Origin of the sequence: Mycobacteroides chelonae, assembly GCF_016767715.1 — a bacterium.
Lineage (GTDB): Bacteria > Actinomycetota > Actinomycetes > Mycobacteriales > Mycobacteriaceae > Mycobacterium > Mycobacterium gwanakae.
The window spans coordinates 3,745,539-3,771,729 of record NZ_CP050145.1; the positions used below are offsets into that span (position 1 = coordinate 3,745,539).

Annotated in this window: 22 protein-coding genes; 19 read left to right on the forward strand and 3 right to left on the reverse strand. The window is 61.3% G+C overall.

Translation table 11 applies throughout. From position 1 onward, the window contains the following. Positions 1-53: 53 nt before the first annotated feature. The 17 genes from HBA99_RS18465 to HBA99_RS18545 all read left to right on the forward strand — a co-directional run bounded on the left by HBA99_RS18465 (position 54) and on the right by HBA99_RS18545 (position 19,881). Positions 54-929: a MaoC/PaaZ C-terminal domain-containing protein gene (locus HBA99_RS18465; RefSeq protein ID WP_057969878.1), complete on the forward strand. Its 876-nt coding sequence runs from the start codon at positions 54-56 to the stop codon at positions 927-929. 60 nt (positions 930-989) lie between these two features. Further along, a complete protein-coding gene (locus HBA99_RS18470) occupies positions 990-2,204 on the forward strand; it encodes a lipid-transfer protein (protein ID WP_070952118.1) in 1,215 nt (404 codons plus the stop codon). A 40-nt stretch (positions 2,205-2,244) separates the two neighbouring features. Further along, positions 2,245-2,676: a type II toxin-antitoxin system Rv0910 family toxin gene (locus tag HBA99_RS18475; RefSeq protein ID WP_057969876.1), complete on the forward strand. Its 432-nt coding sequence runs from the start codon at positions 2,245-2,247 to the stop codon at positions 2,674-2,676. 160 nt (positions 2,677-2,836) lie between these two features. Continuing rightward, entirely contained in the window at positions 2,837-3,715 is an 879-nt protein-coding gene (locus HBA99_RS18480; protein WP_081343352.1) for an alpha/beta fold hydrolase, read from the forward strand. 55 nt (positions 3,716-3,770) lie between these two features. Further along, positions 3,771-5,993, forward strand: coding sequence for an acyl-CoA dehydrogenase family protein (locus HBA99_RS18485; RefSeq protein WP_057969874.1), 2,223 nt, complete (start codon positions 3,771-3,773; stop codon positions 5,991-5,993). A gap of 483 nt (positions 5,994-6,476) precedes the next feature. Next, positions 6,477-7,574 carry a CaiB/BaiF CoA transferase family protein gene (locus tag HBA99_RS18490; RefSeq protein ID WP_081347691.1) on the forward strand — a complete coding sequence of 366 codons (1,098 nt, stop codon included), beginning with the start codon at positions 6,477-6,479 and terminating at the stop codon, positions 7,572-7,574. Between the two features lie 59 nt (positions 7,575-7,633). After that, on the forward strand, positions 7,634-8,872 hold the full coding sequence (locus HBA99_RS18495) for an ABC1 kinase family protein (protein ID WP_157859027.1): 1,239 nt from the start codon (positions 7,634-7,636) through the stop codon (positions 8,870-8,872). A 107-nt stretch (positions 8,873-8,979) separates the two neighbouring features. After that, the gene (locus HBA99_RS18500) at positions 8,980-9,885 is read left to right on the forward strand and encodes an SDR family NAD(P)-dependent oxidoreductase (protein WP_157859028.1); all 906 of its coding nucleotides are present in this window, start codon (positions 8,980-8,982) and stop codon (positions 9,883-9,885) included. Further along, entirely contained in the window at positions 9,885-11,312 is a 1,428-nt protein-coding gene (locus HBA99_RS18505) for an aldehyde dehydrogenase family protein (RefSeq protein WP_157859029.1), read from the forward strand. The genes HBA99_RS18500 and HBA99_RS18505 overlap by 1 nt, the downstream gene beginning before the upstream one ends. Continuing rightward, a complete protein-coding gene (locus HBA99_RS18510) occupies positions 11,296-13,704 on the forward strand; it encodes an SDR family NAD(P)-dependent oxidoreductase (RefSeq protein ID WP_081347690.1) in 2,409 nt (802 codons plus the stop codon). Before HBA99_RS18505 ends, HBA99_RS18510 begins: the two co-directional genes overlap by 17 nt. A 210-nt stretch (positions 13,705-13,914) precedes the next feature. Further along, positions 13,915-14,814: a metal-dependent hydrolase gene (locus HBA99_RS18515; RefSeq protein WP_070952457.1), complete on the forward strand. Its 900-nt coding sequence runs from the start codon at positions 13,915-13,917 to the stop codon at positions 14,812-14,814. A 190-nt stretch (positions 14,815-15,004) separates the two neighbouring features. Then, positions 15,005-15,502: a TetR family transcriptional regulator gene (locus HBA99_RS25145; protein ID WP_081347689.1), complete on the forward strand. Its 498-nt coding sequence runs from the start codon at positions 15,005-15,007 to the stop codon at positions 15,500-15,502. Positions 15,503-15,557: 55 nt separating this feature from the next. Next, positions 15,558-16,454 carry a sulfurtransferase gene (locus HBA99_RS18525; protein WP_030096863.1) on the forward strand — a complete coding sequence of 299 codons (897 nt, stop codon included), beginning with the start codon at positions 15,558-15,560 and terminating at the stop codon, positions 16,452-16,454. Then, positions 16,451-16,861, forward strand: coding sequence for a SufE family protein (locus HBA99_RS18530; protein WP_057968609.1), 411 nt, complete (start codon positions 16,451-16,453; stop codon positions 16,859-16,861). Before HBA99_RS18525 ends, HBA99_RS18530 begins: the two co-directional genes overlap by 4 nt. 167 nt (positions 16,862-17,028) lie before the next feature. Beyond that, positions 17,029-18,828 (forward strand): acetyl/propionyl/methylcrotonyl-CoA carboxylase subunit alpha, encoded by a 1,800-nt coding sequence (locus HBA99_RS18535; RefSeq protein WP_057964461.1) that lies wholly within the window; start codon positions 17,029-17,031, stop codon positions 18,826-18,828. A gap of 84 nt (positions 18,829-18,912) precedes the next feature. Then, positions 18,913-19,239, forward strand: a complete 327-nt coding sequence (locus tag HBA99_RS18540; RefSeq protein ID WP_057964462.1) for a hypothetical protein — start codon at positions 18,913-18,915, stop codon at positions 19,237-19,239. Positions 19,240-19,290: 51 nt separating this feature from the next. Next, positions 19,291-19,881, forward strand: coding sequence for an NADPH-dependent FMN reductase (locus HBA99_RS18545; protein WP_057964463.1), 591 nt, complete (start codon positions 19,291-19,293; stop codon positions 19,879-19,881). A gap of 1 nt (position 19,882) precedes the next feature. Here the strand turns inward: HBA99_RS18545 and lat are convergent, their stop codons facing one another. After that, positions 19,883-21,187 (reverse strand): L-lysine 6-transaminase, encoded by a 1,305-nt coding sequence (lat, locus tag HBA99_RS18550; protein ID WP_220096908.1) that lies wholly within the window; start codon positions 21,185-21,187, stop codon positions 19,883-19,885. 125 nt (positions 21,188-21,312) lie between these two features. After that, positions 21,313-21,789 carry an Lrp/AsnC family transcriptional regulator gene (locus tag HBA99_RS18555; protein WP_057964465.1) on the reverse strand — a complete coding sequence of 159 codons (477 nt, stop codon included), beginning with the start codon at positions 21,787-21,789 and terminating at the stop codon, positions 21,313-21,315. Between the two features lie 90 nt (positions 21,790-21,879). On the opposite strand from HBA99_RS18555, the gene hglS reads away from it, so the two are divergent. Together hglS and amaB are read left to right on the forward strand one after the other, a co-directional pair. Next, positions 21,880-23,187, forward strand: a complete 1,308-nt coding sequence (gene hglS / locus HBA99_RS18560) for a 2-oxoadipate dioxygenase/decarboxylase (protein ID WP_070952116.1) — start codon at positions 21,880-21,882, stop codon at positions 23,185-23,187. Beyond that, positions 23,184-24,743 (forward strand): L-piperidine-6-carboxylate dehydrogenase, encoded by a 1,560-nt coding sequence (gene amaB / locus HBA99_RS18565; RefSeq protein WP_030096855.1) that lies wholly within the window; start codon positions 23,184-23,186, stop codon positions 24,741-24,743. The genes hglS and amaB overlap by 4 nt, the downstream gene beginning before the upstream one ends. A 22-nt stretch (positions 24,744-24,765) precedes the next feature. Here amaB and HBA99_RS18570 read toward each other — a convergent pair whose 3' ends face one another. Further along, the gene (locus HBA99_RS18570; protein ID WP_057964512.1) at positions 24,766-26,157 is read right to left on the reverse strand and encodes an SDR family oxidoreductase; all 1,392 of its coding nucleotides are present in this window, start codon (positions 26,155-26,157) and stop codon (positions 24,766-24,768) included. Between the last annotated feature and the right edge of the window lie 34 nt (positions 26,158-26,191).

The following is a 26,191-nucleotide window of genomic DNA, read 5'->3' on the forward strand; positions in this document are numbered from 1 at the left end:
CGACTCCACTTATAACGTAGGCAACCAATCGAGTGACATCCAGAGGAGAAGAGATGACCGTCGCCAGCAGAGAGGGCTATAACCTAGAGCGCCTTGATGTTTGGGGTGAGGAGCAACGCTTCGAGGTTACGGCGGACCGAACTGTCGCGTACGCAAAGGCGACTAATGACCCCATCGAAAGCCATCTACGGGGGGTTGTCGCGCCACCGGTGTTCGCTGTCGTGCCAGCGATGAACTTGATGGCTGAAGCCACCATATCGATGGTTCCAGACCCTTTAGTGTTCCGAATCTTGCATGGCGAGCATGATTTCCGACTCCACCGCCCGATAAGGCCCGGGGAGACGCTCAGTGTGCGCGCCAAACCGATTGGGATCGAGGGAAAATCTTCTGGGGTCGTGGTCACGACACTCATGGAAACCCGAAGCACCACTCACGACGACCTGGTGAACGAGCAGTATTTCATCGGCTTCTTCCGGGGAGGAGAGTTTGACGGATCGGTGGGCACGGTAAGCCCCGACCATACCTTTGACGAGTCGTTGCGCACGCGGGACGCTCACTATGAATTTGTCCAACAGTTCGATGAGGACCAGACCTATCGCTACGCGGAGCCTGCGGGTGATCCCATGCCCATCCATTTGGATGACGCGTTCGCAAAGCAAATGGGCCTGAACGGAATTATCATCCACGGGCTGTGCACGATTGCCTTTGTATCCCACGCGCTGATAGGCGCCGTTTCTCCGGGCGATTCGTCAACCTTGAAGCGCCTCGCAGTGCGACTCTCCAAGCCTGCCATTCCCGGGGAGATTATCACCACCCGTGCGTGGCAGACCCAGTCGAAAGAGCGGCATGTGCTGAGCTTCGAGACAGCAGGAAATGAGAAACCGGGAAAGTTCGTGATTACCGACGGTATCGCCGAATTTTCCTCGTAGCCAACGCGACGACGCTGCCATTTCTTGCATTCAGAACAGATAGAAATCTAGGAGATCTACATGTCCAATCGGGTCTTTGTCATCGGCGTCGGAATGACAAAATTTGAGAAACCAGGCCGCCGAAAGAATGACGACGGCAGCGATTGGGACTACCCTCACATGACGCTTGAATCGGGCACCAAGGCACTTGAGGATGCCCGTATCGCATTCGATGAGATCCAGCAGGCATATGCGGGGTATTGCTACGGGGAATCCTGCAGCGGCCATCGCGCGGTCTACGGGCTGGGACTGACGGGCATACCTGTTTTCAATGTGAACAGTAATTGCTCGACTGGGTCCAGCGCACTCTTTCTCGCTGCTCAATCGATACGAGGCGGGGTAACAGATTGCACCCTTGCCATAGGCTTCGAGAAAATGCAGCCAGGGGCTCTCGGATCAACGTATGATGATCGCGAGCAGCCCATGCAACGCCACTTGCTGGCCATGGCGGAATTACAGGAGATATCATTTCCACCGGCACCATGGATGTTCGGAGCCGCAGGGCTGGAACATAACCGGAAATATGGATCTTCTCCTGATCATTTTGTGAAAATCGCGGTGAAGAATCATCGGCACTCCCAGAACAATCCCTATTCACAATTCCAAGACGAGTACACCGAAGAACAGATCAAGAACGACAAGTTGATCTATGCCGCGGCAGGGATCACTCGGTCGATGTGCTCGCCTACTTCGGATGGTTCCGCCGCGGCCGTTCTTGCCAGTGAGCGTTTTGTGGACAGCCACGGGCTCGGAGACCGGGCGATCGAAATTGTTGGGCAAGCTCTGTCTACCGATACACCCGGCACCTTCGATTCGGGCAGTTTGTCCACCCTTGTCGGCGCCGACATGAGCAGAGTGGCCGCCCAGCAGGTGTATGCGCAGGCCGGGATCGGCCCCGATGACGTAGATGTCATCGAACTACACGATTGCTTCGCACCCAATGAACTTCTCACCTACGAGGCCTTGGGGCTTTGCGAAGAAGGGGGCGCGCACCATCTGGTCAACAACGCCGACACCACATACGGCGGCCGATGGGTTGTGAACCCATCAGGCGGGCTGATCTCAAAGGGGCATCCCCTGGGCGCCACCGGCCTTGCGCAGTGCGCCGAACTCACCTGGCAGCTTCGTGGAACAGCCGACAAACGGCAAGTCCAGAACGCGAAAGTGGCGCTACAGCACAACATCGGCCTGGGCGGCTCCGCCGTCATCACTGCCTACCGTCCAGCAAATCGCTGAAGCGGACCGTCGTCAACACCCGAAATTGAAAGGAATCACAATGGCAAGTATCACCATCGAACGCGAAATGAACGCTCCGGCAGAGAAGGTCTGGGCGCTAGCCAACGACTACTCCCGTTGGGGCGAATGGAACACCATGTTCACCAAGTGGGTGAGCGAACCCCCCGCCGAAGTGAGCGATGGCACACAACTGACGGCAGTGCTCACCGTCATGGGCATGGCTAACACTCTGACCCTGACGGTCTCCGACTACAACCCGCCGAAGAACGTCGCGCTCAGCGGCACCGGAATGGCGGGCGCCGAGATCACCATGACGTTGCGCGTGGAGCCCAAGGGTGATCAGTCGGTTATGGCGATGCAGGCCGATTTCATCAGCCAGATGATGGTCGGCGCAATCGGTTCTGCGATCGAGCGCACGGCCGCAAAAGAGCTCGATTCTTCCCTCATCAAACTTTCCGAACTGGTGAGCTAAGTCGCTTCGCGCAGAAGCCAGTGCAATCACTGAGAGGTAGATATGGGTTTATTGCTTCAAGGTTGGACGATCACACACACGGTGGAACAAGAAGGGCCGTGGGACACATCAAGGTTGCCCGAGCAGATCGGCGCCTGGGTCTAAGTCGTGTGCGCCATCCATGAATGAGTCGGTGATCAGCCGGCGCTATGCCACCTACGGCGGATACGGCACCTGTGAACTAGTCGTAGCTGGCAGCGGCCCGACCGTATTGCTGCTGCATGGTTTCGGCCACTCTGCAGAATGTTGGCGGCCGGTCCTCGAACGGTGCGCAAGGCGGGGTGTACACGCTGTCGCAGTCGACTTGCCGGGCTTTGGCTCGGCAAGTCGGCTGCGCAGTGGGCCGAAACTCGACCAACTCCTGCAGTTCACGCGAGGGTTGATTCGGACTTATTCCGCGAGAGGACCAGTGGTGCTGGCGGGCAACTCCTTGGGCGGACTACTGTCAATTCTTGTTGCTGGAGAATCGAATCCCGTCCACGAAGTGGGCTATCTTGTCGCGGTCGATCCCGCGGGGGTCGGTTGGACATATCCCGTGCAGGTCATGTCGTTGGGTGCCAACTCGCCGCTAAAGATTCTGGCGCTCGCATGGCCGGCTATCCCGCTGTTGCCCCGGTCGCTGCTCAGCTGGAGTACTGCATATCTCTGCTACGGGCGCAAAGACCGGGTAGATCCCGCCATGATCGCGAAACTCACAGAGCATTTTGATAGCCGGAGCCAGGCCAGGCGATTGACGAAGCTAGCCGTTCAGTTTAAGGCCGAGGTCGACAGAGTTCGGTTACCCGACCGTATCACTATGCCGATGACCATGATTCACGGCGGGCGAGATCGCCTGGTGCCGGTCTCGGGGGCGCGTAGGCTCGTCCGCCGCATTCACGGCGGACGGCTGGTGGTGTTGCCACATGCCGGACATTGCCCCCACCTCGACGAACCGGATCGGGTCGCCGACGTCATCATCGAATACGCACAGCGCAGGCCCGCCCTGAACGCACTCGCATAATGCGGCGCGCCGTCGACGCGTCACGCTCCTATTAAATCTGACTAGAGGAACCCCCATGGAAACCAGCACATCAAGCCGGTCCAGCATAGCTATCACGCGTGATCAGTTGGACCTCGCGGACTCAGTCCACGCATTCGCTCGCCGCTACTTAACTGCCGACGCGATACGTGCGACCGTGGGTTGCATCGACTCTGGCGACATTGAGCCGTTGCCCACGTTCTGGCACGAGCTGGCGGCTCAGGGGCTGCTCGGTCTCCACGTAGCCGAGGAGCTCGGCGGGTCGGGCGCCGGACTGGTAGAAGCTACGGTTGCACTGGAAGCAATGGGGCGTCATCTGATTCCATCAGGTTATGCGCCAACAGTTTTAGCGGCGGCAGTACTCGACGCCGCTCCCGGGCTAGCGCGAACTGAGCTGCTGCCCCAGATGGTCAGCGGTGCAGCACCAGCCGCTGTGGCACTTGACCGCCCATTGAGCGGCGTCACCTTGCACACCGGAGCATTGTCGGTGACTGGCGAGTCCGCGGTCTATGGCGGCGCGCACGCGACCGTCGTGATCCTCCCTATCGATACTGAGACAGGCGTGAAGTGGGCCGCCGTTGATACCGAATCGCTCACCACACATGCTGCCTTGGGCATCGACCTGAATCGCTCTACGGTGATTCTGTCTGCTCAGCAGGTGGTGATTCCCGCCGATCGTATTCTCGATATCGACCGTAAAACGGTGGTTTCGCTGGCCTCGGTGATCTACGGAGCCGAAGCCGTAGGAGTCGGCGCTTGGTGTGTCGACACGGCGACCGAATACGCAAGGATCCGTGTCCAATTCGGTAAGCCAATCGGCCAGTTCCAAGGGGTGAAGCACCGTTGCGCCCGCGCGGCTGTCGCGGTGGAACAGGCCCGAGCGGCTGTGTGGGATGCAGCGCGCGCTCTCGACAGCGACGATGAAACAGCCAACTACGCCGCCACCGTTGCCCAACTCCTCGCCCCGGACGCCGCAGTGTCGGCTTCACGCGACGCCATGCAGGTTCTCGGTGGTATCGGCTACACCTGGGAACATGATGCACACCTGCACTACCGCAGGGCGATTGCGCTTCGCGGTGTGCTCGGGAGGAGCAGGGACATCGCCACATCAGTGGCGCAATACGCGTTGAACGGCAGCTTTCGCGCGGTAGAACCGGAGCTCCCCCCGGAGGCCGAGGCATACCGGCACCAAGTTCGTGCCGAACTCGCAGAAATCGCCGGCCTGGGAGAACGAGACCTCTTGCGGCGGCTAGGTGATAACGGTTGGGTCATGCCGTTCCTCGACCCACCCCTGGGACGAGGTGCTGGACCGGTCGAGCAGGTGGTGATTGCACAGGAACAGGAACGTGCCGGCATCGTCAGTCCGCAGCTTGGACTCGCGGCGTGGCTCATGCCGTCCGTGGCTGTACACGGTACGGAAGAGCAAAAACACGAACTGGTCCGCCCCACACTCCGTAGCGAAATATTATGGTGCCAACTATTTTCCGAGCCAGAAGCTGGCTCAGACTTGGCGTCGCTGCGCACCGAGGCCAAGAAGGTCCACGGCGGCTGGATTGTCAACGGCCAAAAGGTTTGGACTTCATTGGGTTTTATGGCCGAGTGGGGTGTACTCCTTGCCCGGACCAATCCCGATGTCCCTAAACATCAGGGTATTTCATACTTTCTGGTGGACATGCGCACACCAGGAGTCAAAGCGAAGGCACTTCGCGAAGCCTCTGGCGGAACCCTCTTTTCCGAAGTTTTCTTCGACGACGTCTTTGTTCCCGATTCGGGACTAGTTGGTGAGGTCGACGGCGGTTGGGAAGTGGCGCGTGGCACCTTGGGCAATGAACGAGTGGCCCTCGGCAAGGGCATGCCTACCGACGCGACAATCGAGGACCTCCTGGATTTTGTCCGTCGGACCAGTTCGACGTCCGCGCCGCTGGAGACGGTCGGACGCATGGTGGCGGACGCTCAGACCGTCGCGCTGCTTCAAGGCCGAACATTACTCAAACAGCTCCTCGGGCTGGACTTGGGAGCTTCCGCAAGTGTCGCGAAACTCCTTGGCCAACAACTAGGTCAGCAGATCGCCGACTTCTGTCACGCTGAGCTGGGGCTAGCCGGCGTGTGCGATGGCACGGATAAGGCGGCAAGGGGCTGGATGGAAAAAACCCTGTCTGCACGCCCCATGACCGTGTACGGCGGGACGACAGAAGTACAGCTCAACGTCATAGGCGAACGGATCCTCGGGCTCCCCCGAGATTCCGAGCCGGTTCGATAGCGACGGGCGAAAGTCCTTATGGTGCCGTACCTTTCCGGTATTTTTAGATCAGCACTGCTCTTGCGTATCCGTGACACGGCCATCAGCGTCGGAGTGCTTTATCGCAGGGGATTTCTCCGACCCTCTGGACTGGCCGGTGGAGTGCACGCGTTCAGGATCGCCCGATCGCAGGGTCCGCTGGTAGGCGCATTTGCGCCATCGTTACGACAGAAGCCCAACGCCTCAGCGATCGTGGACGTGAGGGCCAATCTTGCCCGGTACAAGGTCCCACGCACGGTGAGATTTGTAGCGGAATTTCCCCGCAATTCGACGGGCAAGCTCTTGCGGAGCGAACTGGTCAGGATGGCTGGCGAGCCCGAAAATTCAAGTCAAGTCCGGTGAGAAGTTAGGTCATAGAACCGATTTCGTTTGGTATCTAATCTTTTCCGCAGGACCCAGGTGGCGGCGACGCTCCCGAAACCGCGTCAAGGAGGATCTGGACTTGTGGGACCGCTAGAAGGAATCAAGGTTGTCGAAATGGCGGGTCTGGCGCCCGCACCATTCTGCGGAATGATCTTGGCGGATATGGGCGCTCAGGTCTTGCGAGTCGACCGAAAGGGGCCTGCCGACAGAGGGATAGCACCGCCCGAAGGACCATTGGATCGCAGCAAGTATGTCATTGAACTGGACGTGAAGCGTGAAGAAGACCTTGCTGAACTCCTCAATATTGTCGAGCAGGCGGATGTGTTCATCGAGGGCTTTCGCCCGGGCGTCGCCGAACGTCTAGGGTTGGGTCCGCAAGAACTGATCGATCAGAACTCCCGCCTGGTCTACGGCCGCCTTACGGGTTGGGGCCAGAACGGTCCGCTTGCGCCGAGAGCTGGCCACGACCTCAACTACATCGCGTTATCTGGAGCGCTCGCGGTGTCCGGCCGCGGGGCCGGTCGCGCCTACCCTGCCGCCAACATGCTCGGAGATTTCGCGGGAGGGGGGATGCTCCTGGCGCTCGGCATCGCGGCGGCCCTCGTGGAGCGCGGCCGGTCAGGCCGGGGACAGGTCGTTGATGCGGCGATGATCGACGGATCGGGACTGTTCACGGCGTTTCTGCACGGCATGCGCGGCGCGGGTTTATGGAATGAGGAGCCCGGACAGAACGTTCTTGAGGGCGCGGCGGCGCCCTTCTACAACGTCTACGAATGTGCCGATGGTAAGCATCTCGCGGTGGGGTGCGTCGAATTGCAGTTCTATGCGGAGCTACTGGCGGTGCTCGGGATCGACGACCCTGAGTTGCCATTCCAGTTGGATCGACGTGGCTGGCCTCAGCTCGTTGAATTGATCTCGGGCAAACTCAAAGAGAAGTCCCGAGATGAATGGGCTGAGATCTTCGCAGATTCGGACGCGTGTGTAACACCCGTTCTTGAACTGGATGAGGTCGAGAATCATCCACACAACAAGGCGCGCAAGGGATTTCTGAGTGTCGACGGCGTCACTCACCCTGCGCCCGCACCTCGCTTCTCACGCACCAGTCTGGCGGATCCTGTGGGGATCACTCGGGATAGTGCAGAGGTTCGGCAAATCCTTTCGTCTTGGGGCGTCCGGTAAACACCATGCTCGTGTCAATTGCCAGAACCGGATCTCGGGTTGCGAGTACTGCGTGGCACATGAGCATCGGGTCGGCCCATGTGCTCTTCTCGAAACGGGTTCGTGGAAGAATCTCCCAACCTGCCGCTGCGCAAGTGCGAAAGCGATTCGAGGCATTAGGTCCCACCTACGTCAAACTGGGCCAACTAGTGGCCTCTTCACCCGGCGTGTTTCCCAAGGTGCTGGCCAACGAGCTTCAGTTGCTCCTCGATCGCGCCACTCCCGCCGACTCCGTCGAGGTGCGCAAGACGCTGTATAGGGAGTTGGGTGAGCCTGTCGCGAACATCTTCTCTCATTTCGACTTTCACCCCTTGGCATCTGCGTCGATAGCGCAGGTTCATGCGGCCACTCTGATCACAGGCGAACGGGTGGTGGTCAAGATTCAGCGCCCCGCCATCCGTGAACGCATCGTGTCGGACACCCGCATCCTGTCGGTAGCGGCAAGGATGCTGGAGCTATTTCCTTCCGGGCGAATGCTCGCCGCTAGAGATATTGTGGAAGACTTCACAGATAATCTGTTCAGCGAGTTGGATTTTCGCAATGAAGCCGCTGCGATGACGGCATGGGCGGAGTTTGTCGGGCAGTCACGATTCGCCGACCATGCCCGGGTGCCCGTGGTCTTCGGCCAGTTCACCACAGCGAACCTACTTGTCATGGAGCATATCGACGGTGTGCGTGTCGACGACGTCAATGCGGTCGAGGAACGTTTCGGCGGAGACAGTTCGAGAGCCATCCGGACATTGCTGCTCGTGCTGTTGGACTCAATCTTCAAGGCTGGGGTGTTCCACGGCGATCTGCATGCGGGAAACGTCCTTGTCGACAGGTCAGGCGCTTTGGTCTTCCTGGACTGGGGGATAGTCGGTCGGTTCGATGCCGACCGAGCTTCACTCTTACGCAAACTGATCGTCGATCTCGTGATCAACAACGACCTGCGCGCCGCCGGTGGACATCTGGTGGCTTTAGGCGCGGTCAAACGTTCAACTTTCACGGGCCAAGTAGTGACCGATCTACGGTCGGTCACCGAGCCGCTCTCGGGAGCGGAGCTGGGCAATGTGTCCTACCAGGAATTAGGCAAGAAGATCCTCGAGCTCGGACAGACCTACGGGCTCCGTCTTCCTCGGGACCTCGTTCTCGTCGCCAAACAACTGTTGTACGTGGAGCGGTACATGAAGCTACTTGCGCCGAAGTGGAAGCCTGTCAAGGACTCGGAAGTCGTTCAATACCTGGCCGAGTTCGTACTCGAAGAAGTGGGCGAATGATGTCTAGCGCGCAAGAGTTGGTGTTACCGACGTCCTGGTCGGCAAATGCGGAGGACAAACACTCCACACGGTGGATGCGTTTCCTAGGACGAATCACCTCGCCCAGGATGCTTCGTAATCCAGCTTTGCTGGAGCAGGCGCTGCGGGGACAAGTGGTGGTGATCACCGGAGCATCTTCCGGTCTAGGCGCAAGCCTTGCAGGCCACTGCGCGGCAGCCGGTGCATACGTGGTGATCTGCGCGCGCAGCACACAATTGCTCGAGCAAGTCGCCGAGAAGATACGCCAGGCCGGCGGCCACATTGACATCCACACCATGGACCTGGCAGACGACGCTCAAATCATGAGCTTTGCATCCAAAGTATTGGCGAAGTACGGACGTGTCGACGTCCTGGTACATAACGCGGGTAAATCACTCAATCGAGCAATCCACCTATCCTACCGGCGACCGAAGGACCTCCACGCGAGCGTCGCCGCCAATTACATCGGACCGGTAAGGCTGACTATGGCGCTCCTGCCATACATGCGGGCACGTGGGTCGGGGCACATAGTCAACATATCGACCAGTGGTGTGCTGGGTCCCCCCAATCCGAAGTGGGGCTTCTATCTTGCTTCGAAGAGCGCGCTGGATTGGTTTCTTCGCGCCGCGGCTCCGGAAGCGATACAGGACGGCGTAGTCATCACGCAGTACTACCTTGGGAGCGTGCGCACCAAGATGAGCGCACCGGGGAATTTGCAACGGCGGTTCCCCAGTCAGTCGGCCGATGAGGCCGCTTGGGGTGTCGCGCACGCGCTGGTTCGTCGGCCACAGGCACATGCGTGGCGTCTGATGTACGCCATCAATGTTCTAGCAGTGGCGTTTCGGTTTCCTATTGAAAAGGCTCTCCGAAGGAGCGCTCACGCCATTCCGGAGACCAAGGCGAGCCTGGATCGCGCTGTCCCACAGGAGGATTTTGTATGTGGCGATCCAAATACACTGGCTAACAGCACGTTTACTACGCCTAAGGACCTATGATGGACAACATCGCCTTGAATGCCGGGGATCTGCTTACGTTGCAGCGAGCTTCTTTTGCCCGTGAGGGGTTCCCCGGCTTGGCTGTGCGCAAGGACCGACTCAGCCGGTTCGGCTCGATGCTCTATCGGAACATTGGACATCTAGCCGACGCGGCAACGGAAGATTTCGGATACCGATCACGCGAGTTCAGCGGGTTGTTTGCCTTGGCACCGATTATCGATATGGCCTACCACCGCGTAAAGCTCCGCAGTTGGATGAAGGTCCGACGATCATCGCTACTACTCAGTGCGTTGGGGATTGACCAAACCACCAGAAGCGAGCCAAAAGGCGTCGTTGGAGTGATGGGCCCGTGGAACTTTCCGTCCGAACTTACACTCGGCCCGGCGGCGTCCGCATTGGCCGCGGGCAATCGGGTGATGCTCTGGCAATCACCACAAGCACCCGCCACCGCGGAAGTTGTCAGCGAGATCGTGCGACAGTATTTTGCTCCCGAGGAGCTTGCGGTGTTCAGCGAAACAAATGGATCTGGCGAGGAGTTTAGCCAACTACGTTTTGACCATCTCTTATTTACGGGGTCGCGTCGCGTCGGCGCGTTGGTCGCAAGTGCGGCGGGCAAGAACCTTGTGCCGGTCACTCTTGAACTCGGCGGAAAGAACCCCGCAGTCATCGCACATCAAGGGAACATCACACGCGCCGCGAAAGTATTGTCCGCCCTGCGGCTGGTCAACGGCGGGCAAGCTTGTATCTGTCCCGATTATGTTTTCGTCCCCGAGGACGGCGTGGAGGAGTTCATCCACAGCTTCCTCGCCGAGTCTGAACGCCGATATCCTCTGCCCGCAGGACAATCCGGCTATACATCAATCATCGATGACAAGAATTACCGTCGAGTCCTCTCGCTCATCGAGGGTGCCGAACGCACCGGCGCCAAGAGGTGGGAATCCGCAACAAAAGACAGCACGGTGATGGCCGCCGAGCGCAAGATTGCCCCGACCATCCTGACCGGTGTAACTCCTGAGATGGAGGTGTCACGGGAGGAGATCTTCGGACCTGTGCTCTGCGTGTATCCCTACAAGCACATCGATGACGTTGTCGGTTATGTGGGACAAAATGATTCACCTCTCACCATGTACTGGTTCGGGCCGAAGAACAGAGACTATCGAACGCTGGCAGACTCATCCCGATCTGGCTCAGTGAACATCGGCGACGGCCTGCTGAGCCTCGCGAGTCCCCTCGTACCGTTTGGCGGCATAGGCCACAGCGGCACGGGCGCGTACCACGGCAAGTACGGATTCGACACGTTCAGTTACGTACGTCCTGTCGTGCGTTCACGACTGCCGTTTTCCGTTGCCTCAGTGGCGGTCCCACCTTATCCGCGCATCGTGAAGAGTGTTCTTGAGAGGATTCTTGGCGATGCCCAATCTCAGTGAAAGCACACCGATCAGCCCCATGGACAGGGCGTACAACGCACTCCTGGAAGCCGATCTCGCACGTCAGTTCCGTCGAGGGCGGCGACTGATCGCCGGACGCACCTTTTCGGATGAACTACGTTCGGCAGTGTCAGGCAAACGCATCCTGGTCACGGGCGCTTCGTCCGGTATCGGGCGCGGCACCGCGCTGAGGCTCATGCAGGCCGGCGCCCATGTGTTGCTGGTTGCCAGGCGTGTCCAGCTGCTCGAGGAACTTGCCCAGGAATCACGCAGCACCGACGGTCATGCGTCATATTTCCAATGCGACCTCAGCGACCAGCTGCAAGTCGCCGCACTGGTTTCTCAGGTGTTGGACGAGCATGGCGGAGTGGACGTGCTGATAAACAATGCCGGCCGATCAATCCGGAGAACCGTGCGTGAATCCGTCGATCGAATGCACGACTACGAGCGCGTCATGCAACTCAACTTCTTCGGAGTCACTTGGCTCACCATCCCGCTGGTGGAACGCATGCGCCAGGACGGTGGTGGCCAAGTCATCAATGTGTCGACGGCAGGCACTCAATTCGCTGGCACGCCAAGATTCGCCGCCTACATGGCATCCAAGGGGGCGCTGGACCAGTTTGCACTTTCGGCCGCGCCTGAGATGCTCGCTGACGGAATCCGTTGGACCACAGTGAATTTACCGCTGACCCAGACAGACATGATTGCGCCGGCGCAAGATGCGTGGAATCGGTACCCGAAGTTGTCCACGGACAAGGGCGTGTCGATGGTTCTCGACGCAGTGGTGAGAGCCCCCGTTCGCGTGACACACCCGACAAGCAACGCCATTGAGGTCATCGACCGAGTTGCGACCCGAATCGTGCAGAGGCAGAAAGCACGCGAGTTTCGGAAAACCCCTGCGGCAGGACTACCCAAGGTGGCGATCATTGGCGCCGGCATGTCCGGGCTGGCGATGGCGATGAAACTCCAAGCCGCCGGTAGCGACAACTTTGTGATCTTCGAGAAGACGCAGAATGTCGGTGGCACTTGGCGAGAAAATGCCTATCCAGGGCTGACATGTGACGTCCCCGCACATTACTACTGTTACCGAGACGAACTATCCGCTGACTGGACGCATCTATTCGCCCCCGGCAGTCAAATCCAGAGATACTTCGAGAATGTCACGGCCAAAAAAGATCTCACCCGCTTCATCCAGTTCGGGACGGAGATGATCCGAGCAGAGTTTACGGGAGGCCAGTGGGTTCTCACTGACGCTGACGGATGCGAACACTCAGCGGATGTGCTGGTGTGCGCCACCGGAGTGCTCCATCACCCACGCACTCCCAGCATTGAGGGGCTGGAAACTTTCGGGGGAAAGATCTTTCACAGCGCGCGTTGGGAGCATGACGCGGAGATCGTCGATGCCCGCGTCGGTATAGTTGGAACTGGTTCAACGGGGGTGCAGATAACCACAGCATTGTCGGAGATCGCCGCGAAGGTGACACTGTTCCAGCGGACTCCACAGTGGGTCATTGCTGTCCCTAATCCGCCGATACCTCAATGGTTCCGTTTCCTACTAGCGCACTCGCCGGTTCTGAATCAGGCGATGTATCGGATGGCGAACGTGACCTTTAACGTCGCGGCCCGGGCTCCGATTGCGCAAGGGTGGGAGCGGCGCCTTTTCGGATATTTGGCGCGCAAAAGTCTAGCGACAGTGCAGGATCCCGAACTGCGAGCGCGAATGACGCCGGACTATGAACCGCTGTGTAAGCGGTTGATAAATTCAGCCGACTTTTACCGCGCCATCCAACGGCCCAGTGTGGCGGTGGTGTCCGAGGCAATCAATCGCGTGTGTCCGGACGGAATAGTGACATCCGACGGCCACCTCCATAAACTCGATACCCTAGTATTGGCAACTGGTTTCGAGGCTCACGCATATATGCGACCTATGCAAATCATCGGCCCTACCGGCTTGTCCCTCGAGCAGGCATGGAGCGAGGGGCCGCGAGCGCATAACACCACGATGATCCCAGGGCTTCCAAACTTGTTCACCCTGATGGGCCCTAATAGCCCGATCGGAAACGCATCGCTGGTGCCTATCGCCGAAACTCAGGCCGATTACGTGGTCAACTGGCTCAAACACATGAAGAGATATCGTGTAGTGGAAATCGAGCCCACTTCGGTAGCAACGGATCGCTTCTATCGAGAGTTGACTGCTGCGCTCGGAGGCACCGTGTGGTCCTCCGGGTGTGATAGTTGGTACCTCGGCCCAAACGGTGTACCCGTCCTATGGCCATGGCCATTCGATGAACTACGTAAGCGCTTGGCGAACCCAAATAGCGACGACTTCATTCGTCGCCATACCCATTCTGTTCCACCAGAGCCGGCTGCATCAGGTTTGGCGGTCCGTTGATCGCACTGACCGTCCTCATGGCGGTCGCGCTGGTGTTGACGTGGCTGGTGTACGCCACGCTGCGGCCGTGACGCCGCGGGCGGCACCGCGCGCTACGAGTCCAGCAGGCTAGATGAAGCAAGGACACCGCCGGCGTTGACTATTACAGATAGTAACGTTACGGTTTTGTCCGTAATGGTTGTGTCGATGATGACGATCAGGGAGCGAACGATGGTTTTGGCCGAACAGGCGTACCCCCGCGTGCGGCGAATGGACTTTGGATTCGATGCTTCTCCTCCGGAAAGCAAGTACTTCGCGGATAACAGCATCATGTTTAGTCACACGATCGCCTTCCTATCGGCGATATTTCCTCCCGGCGAAGATATTTTCGTGCGATCTGTGCGCCGCTACATGGACAAGATCACCGACCCTGAGCTAAAGAAGCGCGTCATGGGCTTCATTGGCCAGGAAAAGGTGCATGGCAATCAGCATCGCGAACTCAACGAGAAGCTAACTGCAATGGGCTATCCCACGGCGTGGTTCGAGTACATATTGGAAAGTACTGAGCGCATGGAGAAGTTTCTCGACAAACAATACCCAGACCCTGACAGACTCCCACGGTACCGCCACTTCTTCCTGGGTTTCACCGTCGCCGCCGAGCATTTCACCGCGACCTGGGCCGAGAATATTCTAAAAAGCCCCGAATTACAGGCTATGGCCCATGACCCCGGGGTCAAGAAGCTCCTTAATTGGCACGCCCTAGAGGAGCTGGAACATAAATCTGTTGCCTTTGATGTGTACAGATACTTACAGGTACCAGAATCCACACGCATTCGGTGGATGTACTTCGCCGGGAATTTCGGAATCCCTATAGTCGTCCTGTTTTCATGGTTGTCCATTGCGGCCGCCGACCCCGAGGGACGGCGCCAGCCGTTTAGGGTGTTGAAAGAGACAGTTCAAATGTTGCGAAACCCCATGTGGAAGGGCTTCCACCGAGACATGAGACCCTTCTTCAAGCGCGACTTTCATCCCGATCAGATCGACACCACCAACCTCCTCGAACATTGGCAAAAGGAACTTTTTGGCGAGCAGGGACAACTTGTCGGTAATCTCAGGCAACCCGGTCGATGAAATCGATCGACCTCAGCCCTGAGAATATCCAAGACATATCAACAAGGTGAATGCACTGAGACGCAAATATATCGACAGTTCCAGGACGCTCTCCACGGAGCGTTAACGCGGGGCGAAGTGTCAAGAGACTATTCTCACCTGAGTGTGGAAACTTTGGCGGCAGTTACATTCATAGCCGCGGTATATCCGGATGCGACGCCCCGCCATATTGGACTCAGTTCTCATGTGGACCGCCGAAACCGGACTACGCAAGCTGTCTATGGGCGATGTAGCAAAGCGCGCACGCATCGTCCGAGCAACGCTCTACAAGCACTTTCCTCGCCGCGAGCTGCTAATCGACGCGTTTGTACAATCCGAGCTGGCAAAGTTCTTCGACCAAGTCGAGTCCGTCGTGGAACAGCACGACACGCCGGAGGACCGACTCGTCTACGGTTTCGCTCACGCCTACCGTCTCCTCAGGTCACACCCAGCGGTCAAGACGGTGCTGGTTGTCAACCCCGAGCTCATCGTCCCCTACACGATCACCAGAGTGAGCTATGCAAACGTGATCGTTACATGTGTCCTGTCGGCATACAGCGCCCGGTGCGTTCACCGAGAACGGATGACGCGATCGGGCTCTGCGGGTGGTACGTCCAGTCCGGAGTTGGCGAATTCTCGCACCGCGACCAGCAACGCACCGGGTATCTGAACTCGGTATCCAACTCGATGAGCCGACCGCCCTCGAACGCGACTAGGCTCACAACGTGACCCTCCCGGCCGACCCCAGCCCCGAATTTGCCGCCTATGCCCACCCCGAACGCTTAGTCTCCGCGGACTGGCTCTCGGGACACCTGGGCACTCCCGGACTGTCCATCGTGGAGTCCGACGAGGACGTCTTGCTCTACGACATTGGGCACGTCCCCGGTGCGGTGAAGATCGACTGGCACGTCGACCTCAACGACAGCACGGTCCGCGATTACATCGACGGCGCGCAGTTCGCAGAGCTGATGAATCGCAAGGGGATCCGCCGCGAGGACACGGTCGTCATCTACGGCGACAAGTCCAACTGGTGGGCTGCCTACGCGCTGTGGGTATTCACGCTGTTCGGCCACCCGGACGTCCGGCTCCTCGACGGTGGACGCGATCTGTGGATCTCCGAGGGTCGCGACACCACCCTCGACGTTCCGTCCAAGCACACCGAGGGCTACCCCGTGGTGGATCGCAACGACGCCCCGATCCGCGCCTACGCCGACGATGTGTTGGCCCACCTCGGGCACGGACCGCTCGTCGACGTGCGCTCCCCCGCCGAATACACCGGCGAACGCACCCACATGCCCGATTACCCGGAGGAAGGCGCGCTGCGCGGCGGACACATCCCGACCGCCGTCTCGATCCCCTGGGCCAAGGCCGCCGCAGAAGACAGCAGGTTCCGTCGCCGTCGCGAGCTGGACGAGATCTACGGCGACGTCATCGCCGCCGAGGGGGACATCGTCGCCTACTGCCGCATCGGTGAGCGTTCCAGCCACACTTGGTTCGTGCTCACCCACCTGCTGGGTGTCGAGGGTGTGCGCAACTACGACGGCTCGTGGACCGAATGGGGCAACCGGGTCCGCACGCCGATCGTCAAGGGCGACAAACCAGGCGCGCCCCCTGCAGCATGAGCCTCCCCGCCGAACTCGCCGAGATCGTCGCCGATTTCAAGGCCGTCGACGGGCAGGACAAGCTGCGCTTGTTACTGGAATTCTCGGGCGAATTGCCTGATTTGCCATCGCATTTGGAGCAGGCGGCGATGGAACCGGTGCCGGAGTGCCAGTCGCCGCTGTTCCTGGACGTCGACGCCAGCGACCGTTCCGGCATCCGGCTGTACTTCAGCGCGCCCGCCGAGGCCCCGACGACGCGCGGGTTCGCCTCGATCCTGCATCAGGGTCTGGACGGCCAGTCAGCAGAGGCAATCTTGGCGGTACCCGACGACTTCTACGCCGAACTCGGATTGGCAGAGCTGATCAGCCCACTGCGGCTGCGCGGAATGTCGGCGATGCTGGCGCGCATCAAACGAAGATTGTCCTAAACCTACTCATCAGTAGGTAAAAACAGGGGCGGCACACCCCATCCCGGATGTGTGTTTGATGCCATGGATGCATAAACTCACTGCCGAGACTCTAAGAAAGCGGTAAAACTCAGGAAGTAGGAGTCCCGATGAGCCGCTTGCGCGAAGAACCAACAACAGGAGGCCCGGTGCCCAATCACGCCAGCTCGAAGATCAGCAAGGTACTCGTCGCCAACCGCGGCGAGATTGCCGTTCGGGTGATCCGCGCGGCGAAGGACGCCGGCCTGGGCAGCGTCGCGATCTACGCCGAGCCCGACGCCGACGCGCCCCACGTTCACCTCGCCGACGAGGCCTTCGGCATCGGCGGTAACACCGCCGCCGAGTCCTACCTGGATTTCGGCAAGATCCTGGAGGCCGCCGAGAAGTCCGGCGCCAACGCTGTCCACCCCGGCTACGGTTTCCTCTCCGAGAATGCCGACTTCGCCCAGGCCGTCATCGACGCCGGGTTGATCTGGATCGGGCCCAGCCCGCAGTCCATCCGCGACCTCGGTGACAAGGTCACCGCCCGCCACATCGCCGCACGGGCCCAGGCCCCGCTGGTGCCCGGTACCCCGGACCCGGTGAAGGATGCCGACGAGGTCGTCGCCTTCGCCAAGGAGCACGGTCTGCCGATCGCCATCAAGGCGGCCTTCGGTGGTGGTGGCCGCGGCATGAAGGTGGCCCGCACCCTGGAAGAGGTTCCCGAGCTGTTCGAGTCCGCCACCCGCGAGGCCGTCGCCGCCTTCGGTCGTGGCGAGTGCTTCGTGGAGCGCTACCTGGACAAGCCGCGCCACGTCGAGGCGCAGGTCATCGCCGATCAGCACGGCAATGTCATCGTCGCCGGTACCCGCGACTGCTCACTGCAGCGCCGCTTCCAGAAGCTTGTCGAGGAGGCGCCCGCGCCGTTCCTGACCGACGCTCAGCGCAAGGAGATCCACGAGTCCGCCAAGCGCATCTGCAAGGAAGCCGGCTACTACGGTGCCGGCACCGTCGAGTACCTGGTCGGCCAGGACGGCTTGATCTCATTCCTCGAGGTCAACACCCGTCTGCAGGTGGAACACCCGGTCACCGAGGAGACCGCAGGCGTCGACCTGGTGCTGGAGCAGTTCAAGATCGCCAATGGCGAGGCCCTCGAGTTCACCGAGGACCCGACGCCGCGCGGCCACTCGATCGAGTTCCGCATCAACGGCGAGGACGCCGGCCGTAACTTCCTGCCCGCCCCCGGCCCGGTCAAGGTCTACGACACCCCCACCGGCCCCGGTGTGCGCCTGGACTCGGGTGTGCAGGCCGGTTCGGTGATCGGTGGACAGTTCGACTCGATGCTGGCCAAGCTGATCGTCACCGGCCGCGACCGCAACGAGGCGCTGGCCCGCTCGCGGCGTGCCCTGGCCGAGTTCAACGTCGAGGGTCTGGCCACCGTCATCCCGTTCCACCGCGCAGTGGTCTCCGATCCCGCCTTCATCGGCGACGAGGACGGCTTCACCGTGCACACCCGCTGGATCGAGACCGAGTGGGACAACACCGTCGAGCCCTTCACCGCCGACGCCGCAGAAGGCGAAGAGGACGAGGCTCTGCCCCGCCAGAAGCTGGTCGTCGAGGTCGGCGGCCGTCGTCTCGAGGTGTCGCTGCCCGGTGACATCTCGCTCGGTGGCGGAGGCGGTGGCGCCGCGAACGGTGTCATCCGCAAGAAGCCCAAGGCGCGCAAGCGCGGCGGCCACGGTGGCGGCGGCGCCACCGGCGACTCGGTGACCGCTCCGATGCAGGGCACCGTCGTCAAGGTCGCGGTCGAAGAGGGCCAGGAGGTCGAGGCCGGCGAGCTGATCGTGGTGCTGGAGGCCATGAAGATGGAGAACCCGGTCACCGCGCACAAGGCCGGCACCATCACCGGGCTCAGCGTCGAGGCAGGTGCCGCCATCACCCAAGGCACCGTGATCGCCGAGATCAAGTAAGACTGTTGTCGCCGAGCGTGAAGCTGTGGCGGGATTCTCACCGAATTGCCGCCATGGTTTCACGCTCGACGCGTTTCTAGACTCATGGAAACCATCGAGATCAATGCGGGCGCATGGTACTTGCGCGCCCTGCGGGCCGACGAACGCATGGACGATCGCCCGGCACTGACCTCACTCGGTGTCGACGATGCCGACTATGTATCCGCGCGCGCAGCCGATTGGGACTCCGATCGCCTCTACAGCTGGGCCGTCTGCGAACCGACCACCGCGGAGATGGTCGCCGAGGTACGGCTCGACCCCGCCACCGGGGGCATCGAATCGCGGGCCCGCGACGACTACCCGGGCTCGACGAGTGCCGAGCAGGAAGCCGTCGCCGCCGTGCGCCGCTTCGCCGACGCCATGCTGGCGTGACGGAAAGAAACCACTTGACCTCGAGTGCACTTTAGGTACGACGATGGGCGAGTGAACACGTCAACCACCCCGCTGCGCCTTGCCGTGATCTGCGCCAGTACGCGCGACGGTCGGTTCGGCCCCACTGTCGCGAACTGGATCGCAGAAAAGGCCCGGCATCATCCGTCGTTCCATGCCGGCTACATCGACCTCGCGGAATACCCACTTCCCCTTCACCTTTCCCGCAGACCGGGGGCCGACGACACCGCCCATCTGGCCAAGATGACGGCACGGCTGCGCATTGCCGACGCATTTCTCGTGGTCACTCCGGAGTACAACCACAGTTTCCCCGCCCCGTTGAAGAACCTGATCGACTGGCATCACAGCGAGTGGCAGGCCAAGCCGGTCGGATTCACGTCCTACGGCGGCATGTCGGGAGGGTTGCGCGCCATCGAGCAGCTGCGCCTGGTTTTCGCCGAACTGCATGCCGTGACCACCCGTGACGTGGTCAGTTTCCACGGCGTGTGGAGCCAATTCGATGACGCCGGCCAGCTCGTCGACAGCCGCGACGCGGAAACCGCCGCCAAGACGATGCTCGATGAGCTGGCATGGTGGGGTTCCGCGTTACGGACGGCGCGGGAGCACTCCCCCTACGCCTGGTGAGCTATGCCTGGGGAGACTGCGCCAGCACCCGTGATACCGCGGCCACCGCAGCGTCGATCTCCTCGGCACTGACGATCAGCGGCGGACGGAACCGGACACTGTTCTTGCCGCTGGGCAACAGGATCACGTGCTCCTGCGACCACAGGCGCTCCACCAGATGATCACGCTCCTGCGTGGTCGGCAGACTGAACGCGCACATCAGCCCGCGGCCCCGCACGTCGCCAATCTCGCCGTGCCGCAGCGCCAGGGTCTGCAGACGGTCCAGTAGGTACTCGCCCATCCGAGCCGCATTGCCGAAAAGCCGCTGCGACTCAATCACTTCCAGGATGCGGCGAGAGCGCACCATATCGACCAGGTTTCCGCCCCAGGTGGAGTTGATGCGTGAGCTGACGGCGAAGACGTTGTCGGCGACCTCATCGACACGACCGCCCGCCATGACCCCGCACACCTGCGTCTTCTTGCCAAACGCCACGATGTCGGGCGTCACGCCCAGCTGTTGGAATGCCCACGCCGTACCGGTGAGGCCACACCCGGTCTGCACCTCGTCGAAGACGAACAGGGCGTCATTCTCGTGACACAGCGCGCGCATGGCGTGGAAGAACTCGGGGCGGAAATGATGATCTCCACCCTCACCCTGAATTGGCTCGGCGATGAAACATGCTATGTCGTGCGGATTTTCGGCGAACACACGGCGGGCCTGTGCCAGTGCGGCAGCCTCCAGCTCTTCGATATCGGCGTCGGGGCGCAGGTACGGCGCATCGATGCGCGGCCAGTCGAACTTGGGGAACCGCGCCACCTTGTTGGGATCGGTGTTCGTCAGCGACATGGTGTAGCCACTTCGGCCGTGGAAGGCCTCGCGCAGGTGTAATACCTTGGTGCCCAAGGCTGGATCGATTCCGTGCGCCTCGTTCCAGCGGCTCTTCCAATCAAATGCCACCTTTAGTGCGTTCTCTACCGCCAGCGCTCCGCCGTCTACGAAGAACAGGTGCGGTAGCGCCGGGTCACCGAGCACTCGCGCGAAAGTGTCGACGAACCTGGCCATCTCGACGGTGTAGATATCCGAATTGCTCGGCTTGTTGATGGCAGCCCGGGTCAGTTCGGCACGGAACTCACCGTCCTCGGCGAGCATCGGGTGGTTCATCCCCAGCGCCGACGACGCGAAGAAGGTGAACATATCGAGATAGGTGGTCCCGTCGCGCGCATCCACCAGATGCGCCCCGCGCGAACGCTCCAGGTCGAGCACGAGGTCCATTCCGTCGGCCAGAATGCTGCGCCGCAGCACCTCATGCACCCGATCCGGTGTCACCGGGTCCGGACGCGTCGCCTCGTCATCGGTCGTGGAGCCTACGTGGGCCCCCGGGAACATGAGTGCGGTCATAGGACCCACACTAACGGAGTATTTACGACTTCTCTACATCAAGACAAGAATATTTACGGCACTAGCTGGCGGCCATCGTAAAAAGTTTGTAAGATGATGGTGCTTCGCGTGCGAACATTGGCTGTGGTGCGGATCAGCTGCAGCAGCTCCTCGAGCGCACGCGGCGAGGGCACTCGCACCAGGAGGATGTAGCTTTCCTCGCCCGCCACCGAGTGGCACGACTCGATGGCGTCAATGTGCTCAAGCCGTGCCGGAGCATCATCGGGTTGCGAAGGATCGAGAGGGGTGATTGCCACGAACGCCGAGAGCAGTTGGCCCACCGACTCCGGATTGACCCTGGCCGCATATCCGGTGAGAACACCGCGAGATTCCAGCCGCCGCACACGAGTTTGCACCGCAGAGATCGACAGCCCGGCCTTTGCCGCCAGATGCGCCAGGGTCGCCCGGCCATCGCGAGCCAACTCGCGCACCAGAATCCGGTCGACGTCATCAAGCGGACGCTCGGGCGTTCTCTCGGAATCCGCAGTCACGGAGGCAGAGTACCGCGACCACGGACCACAAGGAACGAACTTGCGTAGGCCAATCACGTCAACTGTGAGACCAACTACAGGACGAATTCGATGACCGATCTCATCCCCTGCTGGGAACTACGCGCAGGTTTCGCGGCGGCACTGTCCCAGATGTATGGGACGGAAGTTCCCGCGTACAACACGCTGGTCGATGTCAGCACCGAAGTGAACCAGACTTACGCCACAACACATCCGGATGCCGAACGGCTCGGCTCGATCGATCGCGTGACCGCCGAGCGCCACGGCGCGATCCGGGTGGGCAGCCCGCGAGAACTCGCCGCCGTCGCCGACCTGTTCGAAGCGTTCGGGATGTATCCCGTTGACTTCTACGACTTGCGTGACGCCGCGTCGCCGGTACCCGTGGTCTCGACGGCATTTCGGCCCATCGATGAAAAAGAGTTGGCACTCAACCCCTTCCGAGTGTTCACCTCCATGCTTGCGACCGCCGACCGCCGGTTCTTCGACGCGGAACTGCGCACGCGCGTGGATCACTTCGTACGGCGGCGAGAGCTGTTCGATCCGGCGCTGCTGGCCCACGCGCGACTAATCAGCGCTGCGGGCGGAGCCACCCCGGCGCAGGCCGAGGACTTCATTAGCGAAGCTGTGAAGTCGTTCGCACTGTCCACGGCCCCCATCGATCGGGCCTGGTATGACGAGCTTTCCGCGGTCTCACCGGTCGCCGCGGACATCGCCGGCGTGGGCGGCACACACATCAACCATCTGACACCGCGCGTGCTCGATATCGACGACCTGTACCGGCAGATGACGGCACGCGGCATCACCATGATCGACGCGATCCAGGGGCCACCGCGCTGGCATGGACCCGATGTCCTCCTGCGGCAGACCTCATTCCGGGCACTGGCCGAGCCACGCCGTTTCCTCATGCCCGACGGCACCGTGACCAGCGACACGCTGCGGGTCCGGTTCGGCGAAGTCGAGGCACGGGGCATAGCCCTCACCCCCACCGGCCGCACTCGCTACGACGCCGCGATGATCGCCATCGACACCGCACAGGCAGATCCCGAACGGGCCGCGTCTATTTGGGCCGATCACTTTCCCGATACCGAGGCCGGTCTGGCCGAGCAGGAACTCGCATACTTCCGCACGGACGTCGGCGCCGACGGTGAGATCGTGCGCCGCCCCATCGTGTACGAGGATTTCCTGCCGCGTTCGGCCGCTGGGATATTCCGGTCCAATCTCGACGACGACGGCGCATACGGGGATAGTGCCGACGATTACGCCGCCGACTACTCGAAGGATTGGATGTCGGGCGCCATAGGGCGGGACATCCACGATCCATACACGCTCTACGCCGCCATCGCCGCACAATCTGACCTCACGATAGGAGCCGATCGATGACCACCACACTGCCTACCGCATCCCCCGAGGTGCTGCCAACCGCCGACGAGTTGCGCACGCGCGCCCAGAACGCGCTGCGGTGGATCGGCGCGGACGTAGAACTGAGCACGGGAGCGGGAGAAGGTGGCGGCGTCACGGTGCGTACCCCTATCACCGGCGACACGCTGTTCACGCTCGCGGCCAGCTCGACGGAGGATGTCGATAACGCCATCACCGAAGCCGCCCAGGCATTTTCACAATGGCGCACCACCCCGGCGCCCGTGCGCGGTGCATTGGTGGCCCGTCTCGGCGAGCTGCTGACGGAGCACAAGAAGGATCTGGCCGAATTGGTGACCATCGAGGCCGGAAAGATTGTCTCGGAGGCACTCGGCGAGGTCCAGGAGATGATCGACATCTGCCAATTCGCGGTCGGACTGTCCCGGCAGCTCTATGGCAAGACGATGGCCTCCGAGCGTGCCGGGCATCGACTCATGGAGTCCTGGCATCCACTGGGCGTGGTCGGAGTCATTTCCGCGTTCAACTTCCCGGTAGCCGTGTGGTCATGGAACACCGCGATCGCCCTTGTCTGCGGTGACACCGTGGTGTGGAAGCCATCCGAGTTGACACCACTGACTGCCGTTGCCTGCCAGGCACTCTTGGACCGCGCCGCCGCCGACGTGGGGGCGCCGCCGGAGGTGAGCCGACTGATCCAGGGCGGCCGTGAGGTCGGCGAACAACTCGTCGACGATCCACGCGTCGCCTTGGTGAGTGCGACAGGGTCGGTGCGGATGGGCCAACAGGTGGGCCCGCGGGTGGCTGCCCGCTTCGGCCGGTCGCTGCTCGAGTTGGGCGGTAACAACGCGGCCATCGTGACGCCCTCAGCGGATCTGGATCTTGCGGTGCGCGGAATCGTGTTCTCGGCCGCGGGCACCGCGGGCCAGCGCTGTACCACCCTGCGGCGGTTGATCGTTCACCACTCTGTCGCTGATGCGCTGGTCGAACGCATCGTCAACGCCTACGGCCAGCTTCCGGTAGGCGATCCATTCAGCGACCAGACCCTGATAGGCCCACTGATCAACGAGAAGTCGTTCCGCGATATGCAGGACGCACTGGAAACCGCCCGCGCGCAGGGCGGAACGGTCATCGGCGGCGAACGCCGCGATCTGGGTGACGGCGCTTACTACGTCACCCCCGCCGTGGTGCGGATGCCCGAACAGGGTGACGTTGTACACCGGGAGACCTTCGCCCCGATTCTGTACGTGCTCGGCTACGACACCCTCGACGAGGCGATCGCACTGAACAACGCAGTGCCCCAGGGCCTTTCCTCGGCGATCTTCACCCTGGACATGCGCGAGGCCGAGCGTTTCCTGGCCGCCGACGGATCCGACTGTGGAATCGCTAACGTCAACATCGGCACCTCGGGCGCCGAGATCGGCGGAGCGTTCGGCGGAGAGAAGGAGACGGGCGGTGGCCGCGAGTCCGGCTCCGACTCATGGAAGGCATACATGCGGCGTGCCACGAACACCGTCAACTACTCCACCGAGCTGCCGTTGGCTCAGGGCGTGCACTTCGGCTAGTCGGACGGGCTAATCGGATGGACTACCACGGGTGCGGCTGGAAGTCCTTCAGGAAGCAGCCGTAGAGATCGACGCCGCGCTCGCCCTGCACGATGGGGTCGTAAACCCGGGCCGCACCGTCCACCAGATCCAGCGGCGCGCGAAACCCTTCTTGCGCCAGGCGCATCTTGCTGGTGTGTGGACGCTCATCGGTGATCCAGCCGGTGTCGACCGCAGTCATCAGGATGCCTTCGGAAAACAGTTCACCCGCACTGGTCCTGGTCAGCATGTTCAACGCGGCCTTGGCCATGTTCGTGTGCGGATGCCCCGGCCCCTTGTAACCGCGCGAGAAGTTGCCCTCCATCGCGGATACGTTCACCACGTACTTGCGCCGGGCCGTCGAGGCACGCATTGCGGGCCGCAGCCGTGACAACAGAATGAACGGCGCCACGCTGTTACACAGTTGCACCTCAAGCAGTTCCAGCGGGTCAATCTGGTCGACCGTCTGCACCCAGCTGTTGGTGTCGACGAGGTCGGGCAACAGCCCACCGGCGTCGACGGCGGTGCCGTCGACAATTCGGTCCGGGGTGGCCGAACCTGCTGTCAAGGCCAACGACACCAGCGAGTGTGCGGCGGCTTCGGAACCCTCTCCCAGCGCCAGAGTATGGGGATGCAACTCGCTGGAATCTCCCATCGCCGTAATCGGGACACGTGCAGCGGCGCCGCTGAGAGGCGCCTGTTCTGCGTCAACCAAGGACGTGTAGGAGCCCGGGCTGCGGCGGACCGTCTGGGCGGCATTGTTGATCAGAATGTCCAACGGTCCCTGCGCGGCAACTTCATCGGCGAAACGAGCCACCTGGGCGGGGTCACGCAGGTCGATACCCACAATGCTCAGCCGGTCGAGCCAACTCGCGGCATCGGGCAGCTGGGCGAATCTGCGCGCCGCGTCCCGCGGGAATCGGGTAGTGATCGTGAGGCTGGCACCGTCGCGCAACAACATCAGGGCGATGTACATCCCGATCTTGGCGCGGCCACCGGTCAGCACGGCCCGTCGCCCGGTCAGGTCCGTGCGCTGATCACGCCGGGACCTGTTGGCAGGCGCACAATCCGGACACAGCTGGTGGTGGAACGCATCGATCTCTGTGTATCTGACCTTGCAGATGTAGCAATGCTGGGGACGCCGCAGCGTCCCGACCGCGTCCCCACCACGCAGCGGCAGGCCGGCCGTCTCGTCATCGATCCGATCGGCCGATCCGGTCGCAGTGGCCCCGATCACCGCACGGTCGGCTTCCAGCTCCGCCTGGCGCGCCTCGCGGCGGCGCTGCCTCTTGAGAATTTTGAACAGCTTCGCGACGCCGCGTTGCACGGCAATCGAATCGGGATGATCGGGTGCAAGCGCGGCGGCCTGATCCAGGACACGCCCAAAGATGGCCATGTCCTCGGGGTCGATGTGCTTAGCCACCGACGCA

Bases quoted from the DNA above. Each gene is read 5' to 3' on its own strand.
- HBA99_RS18465 (WP_057969878.1), top strand. From the start codon at position 54: ATGACCGTCGCCAGCAGAGAGGGCTATAACCTAGAGCGCCTTGATGTT.
- HBA99_RS18470 (WP_070952118.1), top strand. From the start codon at position 990: ATGTCCAATCGGGTCTTTGTCATCGGCGTCGGAATGACAAAATTTGAG.
- HBA99_RS18475 (WP_057969876.1), top strand. From the start codon at position 2,245: ATGGCAAGTATCACCATCGAACGCGAAATGAACGCTCCGGCAGAGAAG.
- HBA99_RS18480 (WP_081343352.1), top strand. From the start codon at position 2,837: ATGAATGAGTCGGTGATCAGCCGGCGCTATGCCACCTACGGCGGATAC.
- HBA99_RS18485 (WP_057969874.1), top strand. From the start codon at position 3,771: ATGGAAACCAGCACATCAAGCCGGTCCAGCATAGCTATCACGCGTGAT.
- HBA99_RS18495 (WP_157859027.1), top strand. From the start codon at position 7,634: ATGAGCATCGGGTCGGCCCATGTGCTCTTCTCGAAACGGGTTCGTGGA.
- HBA99_RS18500 (WP_157859028.1), top strand. From the start codon at position 8,980: ATGCTTCGTAATCCAGCTTTGCTGGAGCAGGCGCTGCGGGGACAAGTG.
- HBA99_RS18505 (WP_157859029.1), top strand. From the start codon at position 9,885: ATGGACAACATCGCCTTGAATGCCGGGGATCTGCTTACGTTGCAGCGA.
- HBA99_RS18510 (WP_081347690.1), top strand. From the start codon at position 11,296: ATGCCCAATCTCAGTGAAAGCACACCGATCAGCCCCATGGACAGGGCG.
- HBA99_RS18515 (WP_070952457.1), top strand. From the start codon at position 13,915: ATGGTTTTGGCCGAACAGGCGTACCCCCGCGTGCGGCGAATGGACTTT.
- HBA99_RS25145 (WP_081347689.1), top strand. From the start codon at position 15,005: ATGCGACGCCCCGCCATATTGGACTCAGTTCTCATGTGGACCGCCGAA.
- HBA99_RS18530 (WP_057968609.1), top strand. From the start codon at position 16,451: ATGAGCCTCCCCGCCGAACTCGCCGAGATCGTCGCCGATTTCAAGGCC.
- HBA99_RS18540 (WP_057964462.1), top strand. From the start codon at position 18,913: ATGGAAACCATCGAGATCAATGCGGGCGCATGGTACTTGCGCGCCCTG.
- hglS (WP_070952116.1), top strand. From the start codon at position 21,880: ATGACCGATCTCATCCCCTGCTGGGAACTACGCGCAGGTTTCGCGGCG.
- amaB (WP_030096855.1), top strand. From the start codon at position 23,184: ATGACCACCACACTGCCTACCGCATCCCCCGAGGTGCTGCCAACCGCC.
- HBA99_RS18570 (WP_057964512.1), bottom strand. From the start codon at position 26,157: ATGGCCATCTTTGGGCGTGTCCTGGATCAGGCCGCCGCGCTTGCACCC.